Below are 13,972 nucleotides of genomic sequence, written 5' to 3'. Positions count from 1 at the left end.
ACGGCGCCGGTCCCCGCACCGGCGCCGCGTCCCGCCGTCACCGCTCCTGCCGCTCCTCCCGCTCCTCCTGCCTGCGCAGCGGCACCAGCCCGGCCACCATGGGCACGCCGCCGCAGAGCGTGTTGACGATCGCGACCGTTCCGACCAGCGCGAGCTGGCATCGCTCGGCCACGGTCAGCCCGGGGACGACCGCGGCGACCACCACGAGCGCCGCCCCCATCAGAATCAAAATGATTTCCCAGCCCATTTTCTTTTCCCGCCTTCCGCGTCGAATTGACGCTTCCCAGCATCGGAAAAGAACGGCCTGACGTCCGCTCCCCGATCGGGGAGTGGACGGCGGGCGGCGCCTCACATACAGGCCCACCATTTGTTCTCCTGCACCGACAGCCAATGCTCGTCGCCGAAGAGGGCCAAATGGCGCGGGCCGATGATGTCGAAATGCAGCAGGGCCGAGACGATGGCGCTGTGCCCGACGACATCGTCGGCCTTGACCAGGCCGTGCCGGGCCAGCTTGCCGCGCAGCGTCTTCACATGGTCGTGGATCTTGCGGTGGAAGCGCTCGCGGCTCTCCAGGTTCCGGTCGATCTCGCTGATCAGATGGTGGGCGGACGTGGTCTCCAGCGCCATGCGCCCGATCTCGGGCTGGGTGGGCAGCCGGTCGATCCGCTCGGGGCGCTCCAGCCAGGGGCGGCACATCAGCAGCGCCACCATGAACTCGCGCGTCTCCTGCTTCAGCCGCACCCGCGCCTCGGTGCTGATCCCGCCGGGCGGCGGCTCCGGCTCGGCCGGGCGCGCCGGGGGCATCGCCACATGGACCGCGCGGCGCTGCTCCAGCATCGTCGCCGAACCGACCAGGGCGCTGCCCGCGCTCAGCAGATGCCCGTCCGCGGGCGAATCGGGGACGCGGGCCCGCAGCCGGTGGGGCTCCCCCGTCCCGGTCTTGACCAGCAGGGCCTGCTTGCGGCTCAGGTTGACGATCCGCACGCCCTCGGCGAGCACCGTGATCTCGCCCATGCGCCGCGACATCCACCGGTCGTCGCCGAGCGGCAGGTCGACGTCGGGCCCGCGCCCGAAGACCACGGTCTCGCCGGTGGCCAGGCGGCGCGGCGCCTCGCCCGCCGCCGACACCTCCACGGCGTCGAGCTCGTCCAGCGAACCGCGCGCATCGTCCATGAACGCCACCATCTCGTCGCCGGGGATTCCCAATATCCCACTTCCGGCGCGCGCGGGTGGCCCGGTCGGGGCGTTCGGGGCGGGGTGGGGGCCGCCCCGAACGCCCCGCGATCAGACGCCGGAGGTGTTCCGGATCCAGGTGCGGTTCGAGGCGACGCTCGTGTGGGTCGAGCGGTCCTTCTTGTTGCCCGAGATGTGCACGCCGACCTGGACGCCGTCGACGAAGACCGGGCCGCCGGAGTCGCCGGAGTTGGTGAGCCCGTCGCCGCGCTTGGCGTGGATCAGGCCGCCGCCGACGTCGATGATGGTCATCTCCGCGACCTTGAGGTAGCGCTGCATCGTCCCGTTCTGGTCACGGCCCCAGCCGTAGACGTACTCGGTGTCGCCCTCCTGCGGCTGGGCGCCCAGCCGGGAGTAGGTGGCCTGGACGGAGCGGTCCAGCCGCAGCAGCGCGATGTCGGCGCCGTTCGAGGGCGTGTAGACCCGCGTGACCTTGGCGTAGGTGCCGTCCCGGTGGTCGACCTCGCCGACCCGCACCGTGTAGGACGCGTCGTCGTCCACGCAGTGCTCGGCGGTGAGCACCCAGGTGTCGTCGATGATCGACCCGGAGCACCACTGCTGGCCGTCGCGCTCCAGCATGGCGGCCCAGGGGCCCTCGTCGGCGTAGGACCCGTCGATGATCGGCAGCGGTCCGGGCTGGGCGATCGCCGCTGGGGCGGCGGCCAGGCTCGCGGCCACCGCGGAGAAGACCAGGGCGCAGGAGAGCTTGCGGCGCACCGGCCTTCTCCTGCTCGGCCGGTCGGGGGATGTGGCACGGGGGTGACTCATGGATGCTCCGTTGCTGGTGGGGTGGGGCAACGGAAGCGATCTTGGGCGGCCCATCCCGGGCGGTCAACGCCTTCGACCGGCAATGAATTTTCAATACTTCAGCTTCATCACCTTTAAATCTTCACAAGCGCCGCGACTTCGCCGCGATTGTTCCCCCCTGGAGCCCGGCGGGCAGCCGCCGCCCGCCGGGCCGATGCCCTAGCCCAGGACGACGGGCGCGGGCCCGTCGGTCTGCCGCACCTTGCCGTCGTCGTCGGCCTGGGTGAACTTGCCGCAGTCGACCTTCACATAGGTGTTGCGGTCAGGGTCGCGCAGCGACGACCTGAAGTGCCCGAGGACCGAGATCAGGCCCAGGGGGCCGCCCTCGATGATCTGTCCCGGAGGCCGGATGACCCGCAGGCAGGCCGCGGCGATCCAGCCGTTGGTCGGGCCCCACGCCACCGCGATGCCCTCCCTGGCCTTCCAGCTCTTGACGTCGTAGCGCCCGGCGAGCTTGACGTTCTCGGCGCCGATGAGCAGGCCGATGGCCGAGGTCTTCGAATCGTTGAGATAGGCGCACACGTTGTAGTGGGCGAGGCTGCAACCGCTGCCGTCGTCGACCCATTCGGCGCCGGCGGGCAGTTCGGGACGGGGCTCGGCGGAGGCGATGCCGGTGCCGACGCCGGCCAGCATCGCTGCCGCCGCGAGGGTGGGGACGACTCTGCCGATCGTCCGGGTGGAGGCGATCTTCATGGGCGGGATCCTTCCGTGTCGCGTGGCCACTGGTGGGGTGGGTGATCGGCCACGCGAGCACAACGATGAGGCGCCGCCCGCGGCAAAACAATTGGGGTTTCACTAAGTATGGATACCTACTTTGATCGCGAAACGTGACGGCGTTATCCCACCATGTCCAATGATCATGAAACGGTGATTATGCAAAGAATTTTCGCTCAATGCAAATCGACTCACATTCGTCAAATTCAGGTCGGTTCACAGGGCGGTGCCCGATCGGGCGGTCAGCTTTCACGGGGAGGTCCATGTCGCGGGGACCTGGCTCTCGGGGACTAGCTCGACTATCGGCCGTCCACCGGGCCGGACGGACACTAGGGCACGAGCGCCGGGGCCGGGGCGAGGGCGGGCGGGGCCGGGTCGCCCGGGAGCGGTTCCGGTTCGTGGAGGCGGCCGAGCCGGGCCTGCAACTGGGCGACCAGGACGAAGGTCACGCTCACCAGCAGGGCCCAGGCGCCGAACTTGGAGGTGTGGACGAGCTGCCAGCCGTCGTCCTGGTGCGGGTAGTGCCAGGCGCCGAGGAAGGTCGCGATGTTCTCGGCGACCCACAGGAAGAACCCGATGAGAAGAAACGACAGGGCCAGAGGCATGCGGTAGCGACGGGGACCGACGGTGAAATGCACGGTCGTCCGGCCGGTGACCAGGACGAGCAGCACGGCCAGCGGGATTCTGAGGTCCGGCAGCCAGTGGTGGGTGATGAAGTTGGCATAGACGCCCAGCGCCACGACGAGCGCCGCCCCGGACCGGTAACCGGTGAGGCGCAGCTCGAACCGCCGCCACGCCATGCAGACGTAGCTGCCCACGGCGGCGTACAGGAAGCCGCTGTACAGCGGCACGCCGCCGACCTTGGTGAAGGCGCTCTCGGGGTAGTTCCACGACCCCATGTGGACCTTGACGATCTCGAAGGCCAGGCCGATGAGATGGAACAGCCCGATGACCGCGATCTCGCGGGTGCTCTCCAGTCCGGACAGCCGGAAGGCGGCCGTGAGCAGCACCAGGTACACCAGCAGCGCGTCGTAGCGCGGGACGGGCAGCTCGATCAGCTGCGTCAGGGCCAGTCCCGCGAACGTTCCCACGGCGAAGGCGCAGCAGGTGGCCTGGGTCCAGCCGAAGCGCCAGAGCTGGCTTATCGCGAATCGCATGCCGATCTAGACGCGCCCCGGTGCGGAAGAGTTCGGTCCGGCGGCCGGACATGGCCGGTTTGCGGGCGGGCAGGCATCGACGATGAGCCGTGGTTCGAGCGCGGCGCGCGTTCCTGGGCTCGGGCCATGGCCGTCGCCGGACGGAGCGCGTGGATGCTCGACTTCGACGACCGCATTCAGCTCGCGCTCCTGGCGCACGACGCCGACCCGTCCTGGCTCCCGAGGGACGTCAACCTCCCGAGGGTTTGGGCGTCTTTAGGGCAGGTGGGGCTTTCCGGGAGGCGGACATGCCGGTCAGGGCGCGGGCGATCAGTCGGACGGTGTGCGCGGCGACGAGTGTGGCGGTGCTCGGTGTCGCGCCGGGGGCGGGGGCGGCGGAAGGTCCCTGGAAGGTCGTGAAGGAAGTCGGCACGGCCGGACGGGCCGTCGCGATGCGAGACGTGGTGGCGGTCGGCCCGCGAGCGGCGTGGGCGATCGGGGACGACGAGCGGGCACCGGTGCTGTGGCACCACAACGGCGCGGCCTGGAAGAAGGTCGCGGTTCCGCTCCGGGCGGCGGACAACACCCATCTCACGACGGTCGACGCCACGGGACCGCGGGACGTGTGGTTCTTCGGGCGCCACGGCGGACGTGGCCTGGCCGCGCGGTGGGACGGGGCGCGCTGGCGGTTCCATGACCTGGGCGTCCGGACGGTGCTCGGGGCCAAGGTCTTCGGCCCGAAGAACGTGTGGGTGGGCGCCGGTGCCGAGATCGGTCACTACGACGGGCGGCGCTGGACGTTCCGGGCGGCGGGCATCGACGTCCGGACGGTGGCCGCGTCCGGCCCCAAGGACGTGTGGTTCGCCGGGCAGCGGGGTTCCGGCGTGGCCGTGGTGCGGTGGGACGGGCGCTCGTACCGGCGGCAGAGCCTGCCCGCGATCCCCTCCCCCAGTGCCGTTCGCGACATCGTCGCGTTCCGGGCGTCCAACGTGTGGGCGGTGGGCAGTGCCGACGGCCGTCCGCTCGCGCTGCACTGGGACGGGCGGCGCTGGAGCCGCACCGTCCTGTCCAGGGGCGATGCCTTCACCAGCGTCACCGCCGACGGCCGGGGCGGGCTGTGGGCCGCCGACTCGATGTGGGCGGCCACCGTCCACCGCTACACCCGGGGGCGCTGGAGCCCGACCGCGCTGCCCAGGAGCGGGACGCGGTTCCTGTCGGTCGGCGCGCTCGCCAACGTGCGCGGCACCACCCGGGTGTGGGGCGCCGGGACCTTCCTCGACGAGGATCCGTCGAACTCCGCGACGACGGGCGTGATTTTCAGCGGCTCGGGGTGATTCTCGTCCCCGGGTTCGGTTATGAACCCGGGATGGTGCGCGAGTGGACGCTGGGCGAGCGGTACGACAGTGCTCTGGGTGAGGTGCGGTGGAAGCGGCTGGGCGACCCGGCCGCCGAGCCGCTCGTCCTGCTGCACGGCACGCCGTTCTCCTCGTTCATCTGGCGCGACATCGCGCCCGCCCTGGCGCTGGGCCGGTCGGTCTATGTGTTCGACCTGCCCGGTTACGGCACCTCGGCGATGTTCCCGGAGCAGGACCTGTCCTTGGACGCGCTCGCCGGGGTGTTCGCCGAGCTGCTGGGCCACTGGGAGCTGACCCGGCCCGACGTCGTGGCGCACGACTCCGGGGGTGCCATCGCGCTCGGGGCCCACGTGGACCGGGGCGTCCCCTACCGGCTCCTGGCGCTGGTGGACGCGGTCTCGCTGCCGCCCTGGGGCAGCGAGTTCTTCGCCCTGATCGGCGAGCACCCGGACGTCTTCAGCCGGTTGCCGGGAACGCTGCACCGGGCCCTGCTCCGCGAGTACATCGTCACGGCGAGTTCGGCGGGGCTGCGTCCGGACGTGCTGGACGCCCTCGTCGCGCCCTGGCTCGGCCCCGGCGGCCAGGCCGCGTTCTACCGCCAGCTCGCCCAGCGCAGGTCGGACCAGTCCTACACCGACCGCATCCAGAGCGGATACGCCGCCATCGAGCCGCCCGTCCTGGTGTGCTGGGGCGCCGACGACACGTGGGTTCCCGCCGAGCGCGGCCGCGAACTCGCCGCGCTCGTCCCGGGTGCCGGGCTCCGCGTCATCGAGGGCGCGGGGCACCTGCTGCCCGAGGACCGTCCGGCCGAGCTCACCGCCGCGCTGCTGTCCTTCCTGCGGTAGGCGGGCCGAGACGTTCATCACGTTGCGTGCGACGATCATCCAGTTTGATAATCAAACTCACTCGATGATCAACTTCTGAGAAAGGAAGGTCCGCGCACGTGAGCAAGCGATTCTCGCGCGGCGTCGCCCTGGCCGGACTGAGCTCCGCCGTGTTCTGCGCGTCGTCCCTGACCCCCGCCCATGCGGCCACCACGTACTGGCGGTTCGACAACTACCAGCGCGGCTGCCTCACCGCCAGCACGTCGACGAGCGCCGTCTTCGAGGGTCCCTGCCGCAGTGACAGCACCGCGCAGCAGTGGCGCTGGGCCACCTCCGACGCGTGGGACATGAAGATGCTGGTCAACCGGGCGACCGGCCGCTGCCTGACCACCGACTTCGCATCGAGCGCCGAGAAGGCCAACGCGGTCTGGCAGGGCGTCTGCGACACCGACGACCGCGGCAAGCAGTGGCGCTTCGAGTACCGCCAGGACACCCACGGCTTCCTGCACACCGTCTGGGGCACCCAGGCCAGGACGTCGCCGACGGCCGGCGCGGTCTACACCGACGACCGGACCGTCACCGGCTTCTCGGACAACTACTACGCCTGGTCGGCCAGCACGAGCACCGTCTGACCCCGGCGCCGCCTCACGGGCCTCGCCCTCCTCGTCACCGGGTACAGCAGGCCGCGTTCCCCGCGTTCGGCGGTGATTTGTCGGCGCGTGCGGCCCGCTCCACCTCGGCCAGGAGGCGTTCGCGCTCCTCGTGGGTGATCAGGCGGCCGTTGACGACGAGGGCGTGGACGCGGCGGGTGTTGCGGATGTCGGCGAGCGGGTCGGCGTCCAGGACGACCAGGTCGGCGAGCTTGCCGCGCTCCACCGTCCCCACCCGGTCGGCCAGGCCGAACACCGTCGCGGGCCGCTGGGTGGCGGACCGCAGGGCCTGCATGGGCGTCAGGCCCGCCTCGGTGAACAGCGCCAGCTCGTCATGCAGGGCGAAGCCGGGCACGAGATAGGGGTTGCCGGTGTCGGTGCCCGCCAGGATCGGCACGCCGCCGCGCGCCATCGCGGCGACCAGGCCGGCCTTGTGCTCGTAGACGGCGCGGACGCGCCGGGCCTGCCGGGGCGTGCGCCCGCCGGTCATCACGTCGGTGACCTCGCGCCACCAGGCCGTCATCGAGGGCGCCAGGTACTTCCACTCGTCGGTCTCGCGGTTGTGCTCGGGCACCTCCAGCACCCGGTGGACGGCGAGCGTGGGCACCACCGCGCAGCCACGCGCGGCCAGGGCGCCGAACAGCGCGCGGGACTTCGCCGGGTCGAAGGATCGCACGGCCTTGTATTCGAGCGGGTGCACCGCCTCGTACCAGTCGCGGTAGCGGTGGAAGCTGTCCTTGGTGCCGTCGACGGTGATGGCCGCCATGCCCGCGCGGATCTCGCGCTCGCGGGCCGTGGTCGCCAGCAGCGGGGCGTCCATGTGCTCGACGGTCCGGTGCCCGGTCCCGATGGCCTCGGTGAGCGCGACCGTGTCCGGGCAGTGGCCGGTGAACGGGATGCCCTGGCGCCGCGCCTCGTCGGCGATGGCGAGGTAGGACGCGCGGTCGAGCCGCGAGTAGACCTTCACGAAGTCGGCACCGTCCCGCTTGGTCCGCCGGACGGCCTCGCGCGCCTCGCTCGGGTTGCCGACCTCGATGAGCGAGCCCGTGTCGGCGGTGTGCAGGGACGGGCGCCCGTCGACGATGGGACCGCCGATGATCCATCGAGGGCCGAGCAGGCTCCCGCTCTCGATCCGGTCGCGCCATCGGTGGTGCTGGGCGTCGCCGCGCATCTCCCGCACCGTCGTGACACCGGCCAGCGCGTACAGCGGCGGGACGATTCCGTCCGGCCCCGCGCTGTGGACGTGCGATTCGATCAGCCCGGGGATGACGTACTTGCCCGCGAGGTCCACCTCGCGGGTTCCGGGCGGCAGCGCGACCGCGCCGGTCCTGCCCACGGCGGTGATCCGCGCGCCCTCCACCAGCACGGTCATGTCGCGCATGGGCGGCGCGCCCGTCGCGTCGATCACCGTGACCCGGGTCAGCGCGCAGGGCCGCTCGCCCTCGGCGCCCGTCCTCTCGGCCGCGACCGTCGCGCGGTCCCGCGCGACGACCGAGGCCGTCAGCGCGGTGCCGGTCAGCACGGCCGCTCCGGCGAGCAGTTCGCGTCGGGATCTCGTCCTCTTCTCGTCGGGCATGTGCCGCTCCCCCGGTGAGTGTCCTTCGAAAGTGCGCGTACAATGTATCGAGCGTTCTAGGTTGGATGCGCCGATTGTGCGGCCTATCAGGTGACTTTCTCCGTCATGACCCCGTCGGCGTTCTAGTACGATTCCGCCGAGTGCCAGCGAACTAGAACGGTCGGAGCCCGCCGCCATGACCTCTCCCCCGCCCTACCTGCGCATCGCGGCGCTCATCCGCGACCGGATCGCGTCCGGCGACCTGGCGGCCGGGCAGCGGGTGCCGTCCACCCGGCAGATCGTCCGGGAGCACGGCGTGGCCATGGCCACGGCCGCCAAGGCCCTCGGCGTGCTCCGCGACCAGGGCTGGGTGCGCACCGTCCCCGGTGGCGGCACGATCGCGCTCGGGCCTCCCCGGCCGGACGGCGCTGCGGTCCGCGCGCCGGGGGCCGGGACGCCGCCGCTGGACAGGGCCGAGCCGGGGTCGACGCGGGCCATGGTGATCCAGGCGGCGATCGACCTGGCGGACCGCGAGGGGCTCACCGCGCTGACGATGCGCCGCCTGGCCGCGCATCTGGAGGTGAGCCCGATGGCGCTGTACCGCTACATCCCCGACAAGGACGAGCTGCTGCGCCAGATGGCGGACGCGGCGTTCGGCGCGCAGGAGCCGCCCGACCCCGGCCCGCCCGGCTGGCGCGCCAAGCTCGAACTGTCGGCGCGGACGCAGTGGCGCGCCTACCGCAGGCACCCGTGGCTGCCCACCGTCATGCACAGTTCGCTGGTCCGCCCGCCCGCGGTGCCGAGCGGCATCCGGATGGTCGACTGGGAGCTGCGGGCGCTGGAGGGACTCGGACTGAGCCGACACGACAGGCTGCACACCGTGCTGGCGCTCGACGGCTATGTCGGCGGCATCGCGGCGAGCAACGCGCTGGAGGTGCAGGCCGAGCACGACACCGGCATCTCCGGCCGCGAGCGGATCGCCGCCGACCGTCCCCTGCACGCCGAGCTGTTCGGGTCCGGCCGGTTCCCCTCGCTGCAGGCGGCCCTCCCCGCCGGAGCGACGACCCTGACCGATCTCGACGAGCTCTTCGAGTTCGGCCTGCGCCACCAGCTCGACGGCATCGCCGCCATGCTGGCCCGCGAGCGGTGAGGCGGCGCGTCAGGCCGGTGCGGGGTCGCCCAGGTCGCGGATCTCTTCCAGCAGGCACCGGACGTCGCGCAGGTCGCCCCACTCGGCGCCGAGGCGCCGCTTGACGTCGGACAGCTCGCGGGCCGAATGGCTGGGCAGCACGCTGCCCAGGACGGGCGCGGCGCGCCGCACCGCCGCGGCCGCCAGCTCGGGTTCGCCCGCCGCCACGTAGGCGCCCGCGAGCCGGACGCTGGACACCGCCGTGTCCCGGCGCGGGGTCGGCTCGACGATCGCCTCGGCCAGCCGCCCGGCCGACGCCTTGGGCAGGCCGCGCTCCCCGGTGCGCAGGGCGAGGTCGCGCTCGCACGTCGCGCGGGCCAGGGCCATCTCGATCCGCGTCCCGGAGTTGACGAACCAGTCCGGCTCCTGCGCGATCTCGACCCGCAGGGCCTCCGCGGCCTCCAGGGCGCGGTCGCACCGGTAGGCGTCTCCGGCCAGCGCGTGGCCCCTGGCCTCGGCCACCAGCGCGCAGCGGCGGACGCCCGGCGTCAGCGGGCCCGGTCCCGCCAGCGCCGCCGCGGCCCGGACGACCGTGGCCGTCGGATCGCCGTCGGCCCAGGCCACGGCCGCGTCGTAGGTCTGCAGGACGGCGGCGCGCGTCTCCTCGCCGGCGGCGACCGCCCAGTCGCGCCCGCGCGCGAACCAGGCCGTGGCCATGGCGTTGTGTCCGGCGTCGTAGCGGGCCCACCCGGTCACGTCGGCGTACTCGGTCCCCAGCACGAGCAGGTCGTGCCGGGCGGCGTCCGGGGCTTCGCGCAGCGTCGCGACGATCGTGCGCGCGTGGTGCTCAAGCGGCGCGATCAGAGGGGTGCCGCCCAGGGTGCGGTACGCGTCGCGGTAGGCGTCGAGCAGGCGGCGCATCGCGGGGATGTCGTCGGGACCGATCGTCTCGTCCGGGCAGGGCGAGTCCCCGGGGATCGGTTCTCCGGGCCCGGCCTCCCGTTCCGCCAGCGGGAGGAGCGCGGCGAGTTCCCCGCCGGTCCGCAGGACCGCGTCGCAGCGCTCGGCCACGCGCGGCGAGGGCAGCCGGTCCCCGCTCTCCACCTTGCTGATGTAGGAGTGGTCGAAGCTGAGCAGGTCCGCCAGCTCGGCCTGGGTGACGCCGCGCTGCCGCCGCCAGGAGCGCAGCCGCCACCCGAAGTAGACGCGCAATGTCGACGAGGGGTGCGGGCCTCGGCGATCTGAGGACACGGTCGGCTCCCTGCCGGAACCTGCGCCGGTTGATCTATCGCGCCGATTTTGGCGCCACCCGGGGGACGCGTCAACGGCCCGACTTGACAATCCGGACTGTCAAGCGCACCGCACCCCTTTCGTCCGCTTTGGTCCCGATACTCGGCGGGGGCGGCGCCCGAGGCCCGGGCCATCGCCGCGGGCGCCCCCGCAGGACGTTCCCACTCGCGCAAGAGCAGCGCCGCTCTTCCGAAGGAGACCAGTGAACGTATCCGCAAGATCAGCCGCGGCCGCGGGAACCACGGCCGCCCTCGTCCTCGCGATCGCGCCCGCGGCCGCCGCCGCCCCGCCGCGATCGGAACCGGCGGCCGACCGGGTCCAGGAGCGCGTGTACGTCGAGTCGACGGTCGACAGCGACCGCGACGGCCGCCCCGACCGGATCGCGATCGACATCGTCCGCCCGGACACCTCGGCTAAGGTCCCGGTCGTCTTCGAGCACAGCCCCTACCGGGGCGGCATCAAGGACACCCCGTTCCACAACGTCAACGTCGACCGGCTGCCCCAGGAGGGGCTCTTCCCCGGCGCGGACCGAGGGCGCGGCGCCACCCGCACCAAGGGCGCGACCAGCCTAGCGGGATGGCTCGACAGCTACTTCGTCCCGCGCGGCTACGGGGTCGTCTACGGCCACAGCATCGGGACCGGGGCGTCCGAGGGATGCCCGACCTCCGGCGACAAGCAGGAGACGCTCGGCACCACCGCCGTGATCGACTGGCTCAACGGCCGCGCCCGCGGGTTCCGCGCCGACGGCAGCCTCGTCACCGCCTCGTGGAGCACCGGCAAGGTCGGCATGACCGGCGTGTCCTACGACGGCACCCTGCCGAACATGGCCGCCGCGACCGGGGTGGAGGGGCTCAGGGCGATCGTGCCGATCGCGGCCATCTCCAGCTTCTACGACTACTACCGCGCCAACGGGCTGGTCGTCGCGCCCGGCGGCTGGCAGGGCGAGGACGCCGACATCCTCGCGCGGGCGGTCGTCGACCGGACGGGCTGCGGCGACGAGATCGGCGGCCTGACCACCGGGCAGGACCGCGTGTCCGGCGACTACAACGACTTCTGGCGCGCCCGGGACCAGCTGCCACTGGCCTCCCAGGTCAAGGCCGGGGTGTTCGTCATGCACGGCCACTCGGACTGGAACGTCAAGGGCAAGCAGTACGCCATGTGGTGGGACGCGCTGCGGCGGCACTCCGTCCCGCGCAAGATCTGGCTGCACCGCGGCGGGCACGGTCCGCCGTCCCGCCAGGACTACATGTCGACCATGCAGCGCTGGTTCGACTACTGGGTCAAGGGCATCGACAACGGCGTGACGCGTGAGCCGCTGGCCGACGTCCAGTACGCCGACGGGAGCTGGAAGACCTACGCCGACTGGCCCGACCCGGCCGCCCGGCCCGTCACCCTGCACGCCTCGGCGACGTCCGCCACCGCACCCGGTTCGCTCGCGACGAGCCCGTCCACCGGCGAGCTCCGGCAGACATTCACCGACCAGGGCCGGACGCGGCGCGCGAGCAGCCTGGTGGCCTCGCCCGACGCCGCCGACGCCAACCGCCTGGTGTACCGGACGGGAGCGCTGCCCGCCGCGGTCCGGCTGTCGGGGAGCCCCCAGGTCCGGATCACCGGCGCGGTCGAGAACCGCGGCGACGCCAACCTGACCGCGCTGCTGGTCGACTACGACCGGCCCGGCGGGACGTCCGCGCCGGTCATCGTCAGCCGGGGCTGGCTCGACCCGCAGAACCGGAACTCCCCGGCGTCCGGCGAGAAGGTCGTCCAGGGGCAGGAGTACGACCTGCGGTTCGACATGCAGCCCAAGGACCATGTCTTCGCGGCGGGACGGCGGATCGGTCTGGTCGTGATCTCCACCGATTACGACTACACGCTGCGCCCGCAGGCGGGCACCCGCCTGCGGCTGCACCCGGCCCAGACGTCGGTCACCCTTCCCTCGGTGGGCCTCGCGGCCCGCTGACCGCCGGGCTCGGGAGGAGGAGCGTGCCGCGCCGGGCACGCTCCTCCTTTCGGTGCTAGGCGCTGACGGCCAGTCGCGGATACAGGCGGGGTGATGTCCAGGGCGAGCGGGACGACGCCGGGGACGTCCACCGTCTCCGCCCGCCGGGCGGCCGCGTAGATCTTCGCCGCTCCCCGGTTCCGCATTTCGCCGACAATGCAGCGGTGGGCTCCGGTGGCCGCGCCACCGCGGCGCTGCTGCCCTGCGTGAACTCCGGCCATGCCACGGCGGACCAGCGCCGAACGCGACCGGCTCGCGACCCGCGTCAAGGAGATGACCCCTGCCCTGCGGCGGCTCGACGAGCTCATCGAGGCCGCCGAGGAGCACGGTCCGCCCGTCCGAGACCGGGGCGGGGCACGCTCAGCGCTCGGCCAGGACGGCGCGGAGCGGGCCGGCGAACCGCTCGGGGTCCTCGGCGAAGCCGGTGTGGTCGCCGGGGAACATGGTGGGCTCGACGCCCAGCTCGGCCGCCAGCGTCCGCGACGTGCGGTCGCACAGCTGACCGGCCGACTCCTCGCCGATGCCCACCACGATGCGCGTGGCCACCGAGCGCAGGGCGTCGAGGTCGGGACGCCAGTGGGTGGTGCCGTACAGCTCGTGGGCGAAGAACCGGCGCTCGTCGGCGACCTGCTGGGCGTCGCGCTCGCCGCCGAAGATCATCTCCAGTGCGCCCTCGGGCAGGACGATGTTGGCCTGGGCCATGAACTTCCCCCATGCGCCGAGGACGTCGCCGCCGAGGTAGGTGGCGATCAGGTCGTCGGTGAGGGCGTGGTTGTGCTCGCGGTCGTCCAGCAGCTCGATCAGCGGGGGCTCGTGCGCGATGACGGTGTGGACCTGGTCGGGACGGGACTGGGCCAGCGCCAGCGCGGTGACCGCGCCGCCGCTGGAGCCCAGGACGGCGGCGGGCCCGGCGTCCAGGTGGGCGATGAGCCGGGAGAGGTCGTCGGCGCGCAGCGCCGGGGTCGAGTCCTGCTCGGGGTCGTCCAGGCGGCTGCGGTTGATGCCGCGCGGGTCGGCGGTCAGCACGGTGTACTCGTCGGCCAGCAGGTCGGCCAGGGGTGCGAAGGACGCGGCGTCCATCGGGGCGCCGACGAGCGCCACCAGCGGGCCCTGGCCGCGCACCTCGTAGTGCAGCCGGGCACCGGGCACGTCCAGGGTCAGGGCGGGGGTGGGGACGGTCGAAGCGGAAAGCATGGTTCCTCCGTGAAGTCTTGTGAGCAACTGAACTGAACAGTACAGGACAGTTCTCCTGTACTCAAGTGTTAGGTTGTTGCTAGGATGGA

General features: G+C 72.4%; 13 protein-coding genes. 5 read left to right on the top strand and 8 right to left on the bottom strand.

All coding sequences use genetic code 11. The features are described 5' to 3' along the window. Nucleotides 1–37: 37 nt before the first annotated feature. From ACQPY4_RS18000 to ACQPY4_RS17980, 5 genes are all read right to left on the bottom strand, one after another. Entirely contained in the window at nucleotides 38–220 is a 183-nt protein-coding gene (locus ACQPY4_RS18000) for a hypothetical protein (RefSeq protein WP_433337773.1), read from the bottom strand. 128 nt (nucleotides 221–348) lie between these two features. Next, nucleotides 349–1,173 (bottom strand): hypothetical protein, encoded by an 825-nt coding sequence (locus ACQPY4_RS17995; RefSeq protein WP_433337771.1) that lies wholly within the window; start codon nucleotides 1,171–1,173, stop codon nucleotides 349–351. 111 nt (nucleotides 1,174–1,284) lie between these two features. Further along, the gene (locus tag ACQPY4_RS17990) at nucleotides 1,285–1,950 is read right to left on the bottom strand and encodes a S1 family peptidase (protein WP_433337769.1); all 666 of its coding nucleotides are present in this window, start codon (nucleotides 1,948–1,950) and stop codon (nucleotides 1,285–1,287) included. Nucleotides 1,951–2,199: 249 nt separating this feature from the next. Then, entirely contained in the window at nucleotides 2,200–2,733 is a 534-nt protein-coding gene (locus ACQPY4_RS17985) for a hypothetical protein (RefSeq protein WP_433337767.1), read from the bottom strand. 350 nt (nucleotides 2,734–3,083) lie between these two features. Then, complete coding sequence (locus tag ACQPY4_RS17980) at nucleotides 3,084–3,911, bottom strand: DUF817 domain-containing protein (protein WP_433337765.1); 828 nt, start codon at nucleotides 3,909–3,911, stop codon at nucleotides 3,084–3,086. Between the two features lie 287 nt (nucleotides 3,912–4,198). Here ACQPY4_RS17980 and ACQPY4_RS17975 point away from each other — a divergent pair, with 287 nt between their 5' ends. From ACQPY4_RS17975 to ACQPY4_RS17965, 3 genes are all read left to right on the top strand, one after another. Then, a complete protein-coding gene (locus ACQPY4_RS17975; protein ID WP_433337763.1) occupies nucleotides 4,199–5,224 on the top strand; it encodes a hypothetical protein in 1,026 nt (341 codons plus the stop codon). A gap of 32 nt (nucleotides 5,225–5,256) precedes the next feature. Continuing rightward, complete coding sequence (locus ACQPY4_RS17970; RefSeq protein ID WP_433337761.1) at nucleotides 5,257–6,090, top strand: alpha/beta fold hydrolase; 834 nt, start codon at nucleotides 5,257–5,259, stop codon at nucleotides 6,088–6,090. 98 nt (nucleotides 6,091–6,188) lie between these two features. Next, complete coding sequence (locus ACQPY4_RS17965; RefSeq protein ID WP_433337759.1) at nucleotides 6,189–6,701, top strand: hypothetical protein; 513 nt, start codon at nucleotides 6,189–6,191, stop codon at nucleotides 6,699–6,701. A gap of 34 nt (nucleotides 6,702–6,735) precedes the next feature. Here the strand turns inward: ACQPY4_RS17965 and ACQPY4_RS17960 are convergent, their stop codons facing one another. After that, complete coding sequence (locus ACQPY4_RS17960) at nucleotides 6,736–8,295, bottom strand: amidohydrolase family protein (protein ID WP_433337757.1); 1,560 nt, start codon at nucleotides 8,293–8,295, stop codon at nucleotides 6,736–6,738. Between the two features lie 175 nt (nucleotides 8,296–8,470). Between ACQPY4_RS17960 and ACQPY4_RS17955 the strand changes: the two genes are divergently transcribed. After that, nucleotides 8,471–9,424 carry a TetR/AcrR family transcriptional regulator C-terminal domain-containing protein gene (locus tag ACQPY4_RS17955; RefSeq protein ID WP_433337755.1) on the top strand — a complete coding sequence of 318 codons (954 nt, stop codon included), beginning with the start codon at nucleotides 8,471–8,473 and terminating at the stop codon, nucleotides 9,422–9,424. A gap of 9 nt (nucleotides 9,425–9,433) precedes the next feature. On the opposite strand, the gene ACQPY4_RS17950 is transcribed toward ACQPY4_RS17955, so the two are convergent. Then, entirely contained in the window at nucleotides 9,434–10,654 is a 1,221-nt protein-coding gene (locus tag ACQPY4_RS17950) for a helix-turn-helix domain-containing protein (protein ID WP_433337753.1), read from the bottom strand. Nucleotides 10,655–10,895: 241 nt separating this feature from the next. Here ACQPY4_RS17950 and ACQPY4_RS17945 point away from each other — a divergent pair, with 241 nt between their 5' ends. Continuing rightward, nucleotides 10,896–12,650: a Xaa-Pro dipeptidyl-peptidase gene (locus ACQPY4_RS17945; RefSeq protein WP_433337751.1), complete on the top strand. Its 1,755-nt coding sequence runs from the start codon at nucleotides 10,896–10,898 to the stop codon at nucleotides 12,648–12,650. Between the two features lie 399 nt (nucleotides 12,651–13,049). On the opposite strand, the gene ACQPY4_RS17940 is transcribed toward ACQPY4_RS17945, so the two are convergent. Further along, entirely contained in the window at nucleotides 13,050–13,883 is an 834-nt protein-coding gene (locus ACQPY4_RS17940; protein WP_433337749.1) for an alpha/beta fold hydrolase, read from the bottom strand. Between the last annotated feature and the right edge of the window lie 89 nt (nucleotides 13,884–13,972).

The organism is Spirillospora sp. CA-294931 (genome assembly GCF_050946795.1).
Classification (GTDB): Bacteria; Actinomycetota; Actinomycetes; order Streptosporangiales; family Streptosporangiaceae; genus Spirillospora.
The sequence above is the reverse complement of the archived record's forward strand: the minus strand, read 5'-3'. Positions and strand labels throughout refer to the sequence as shown.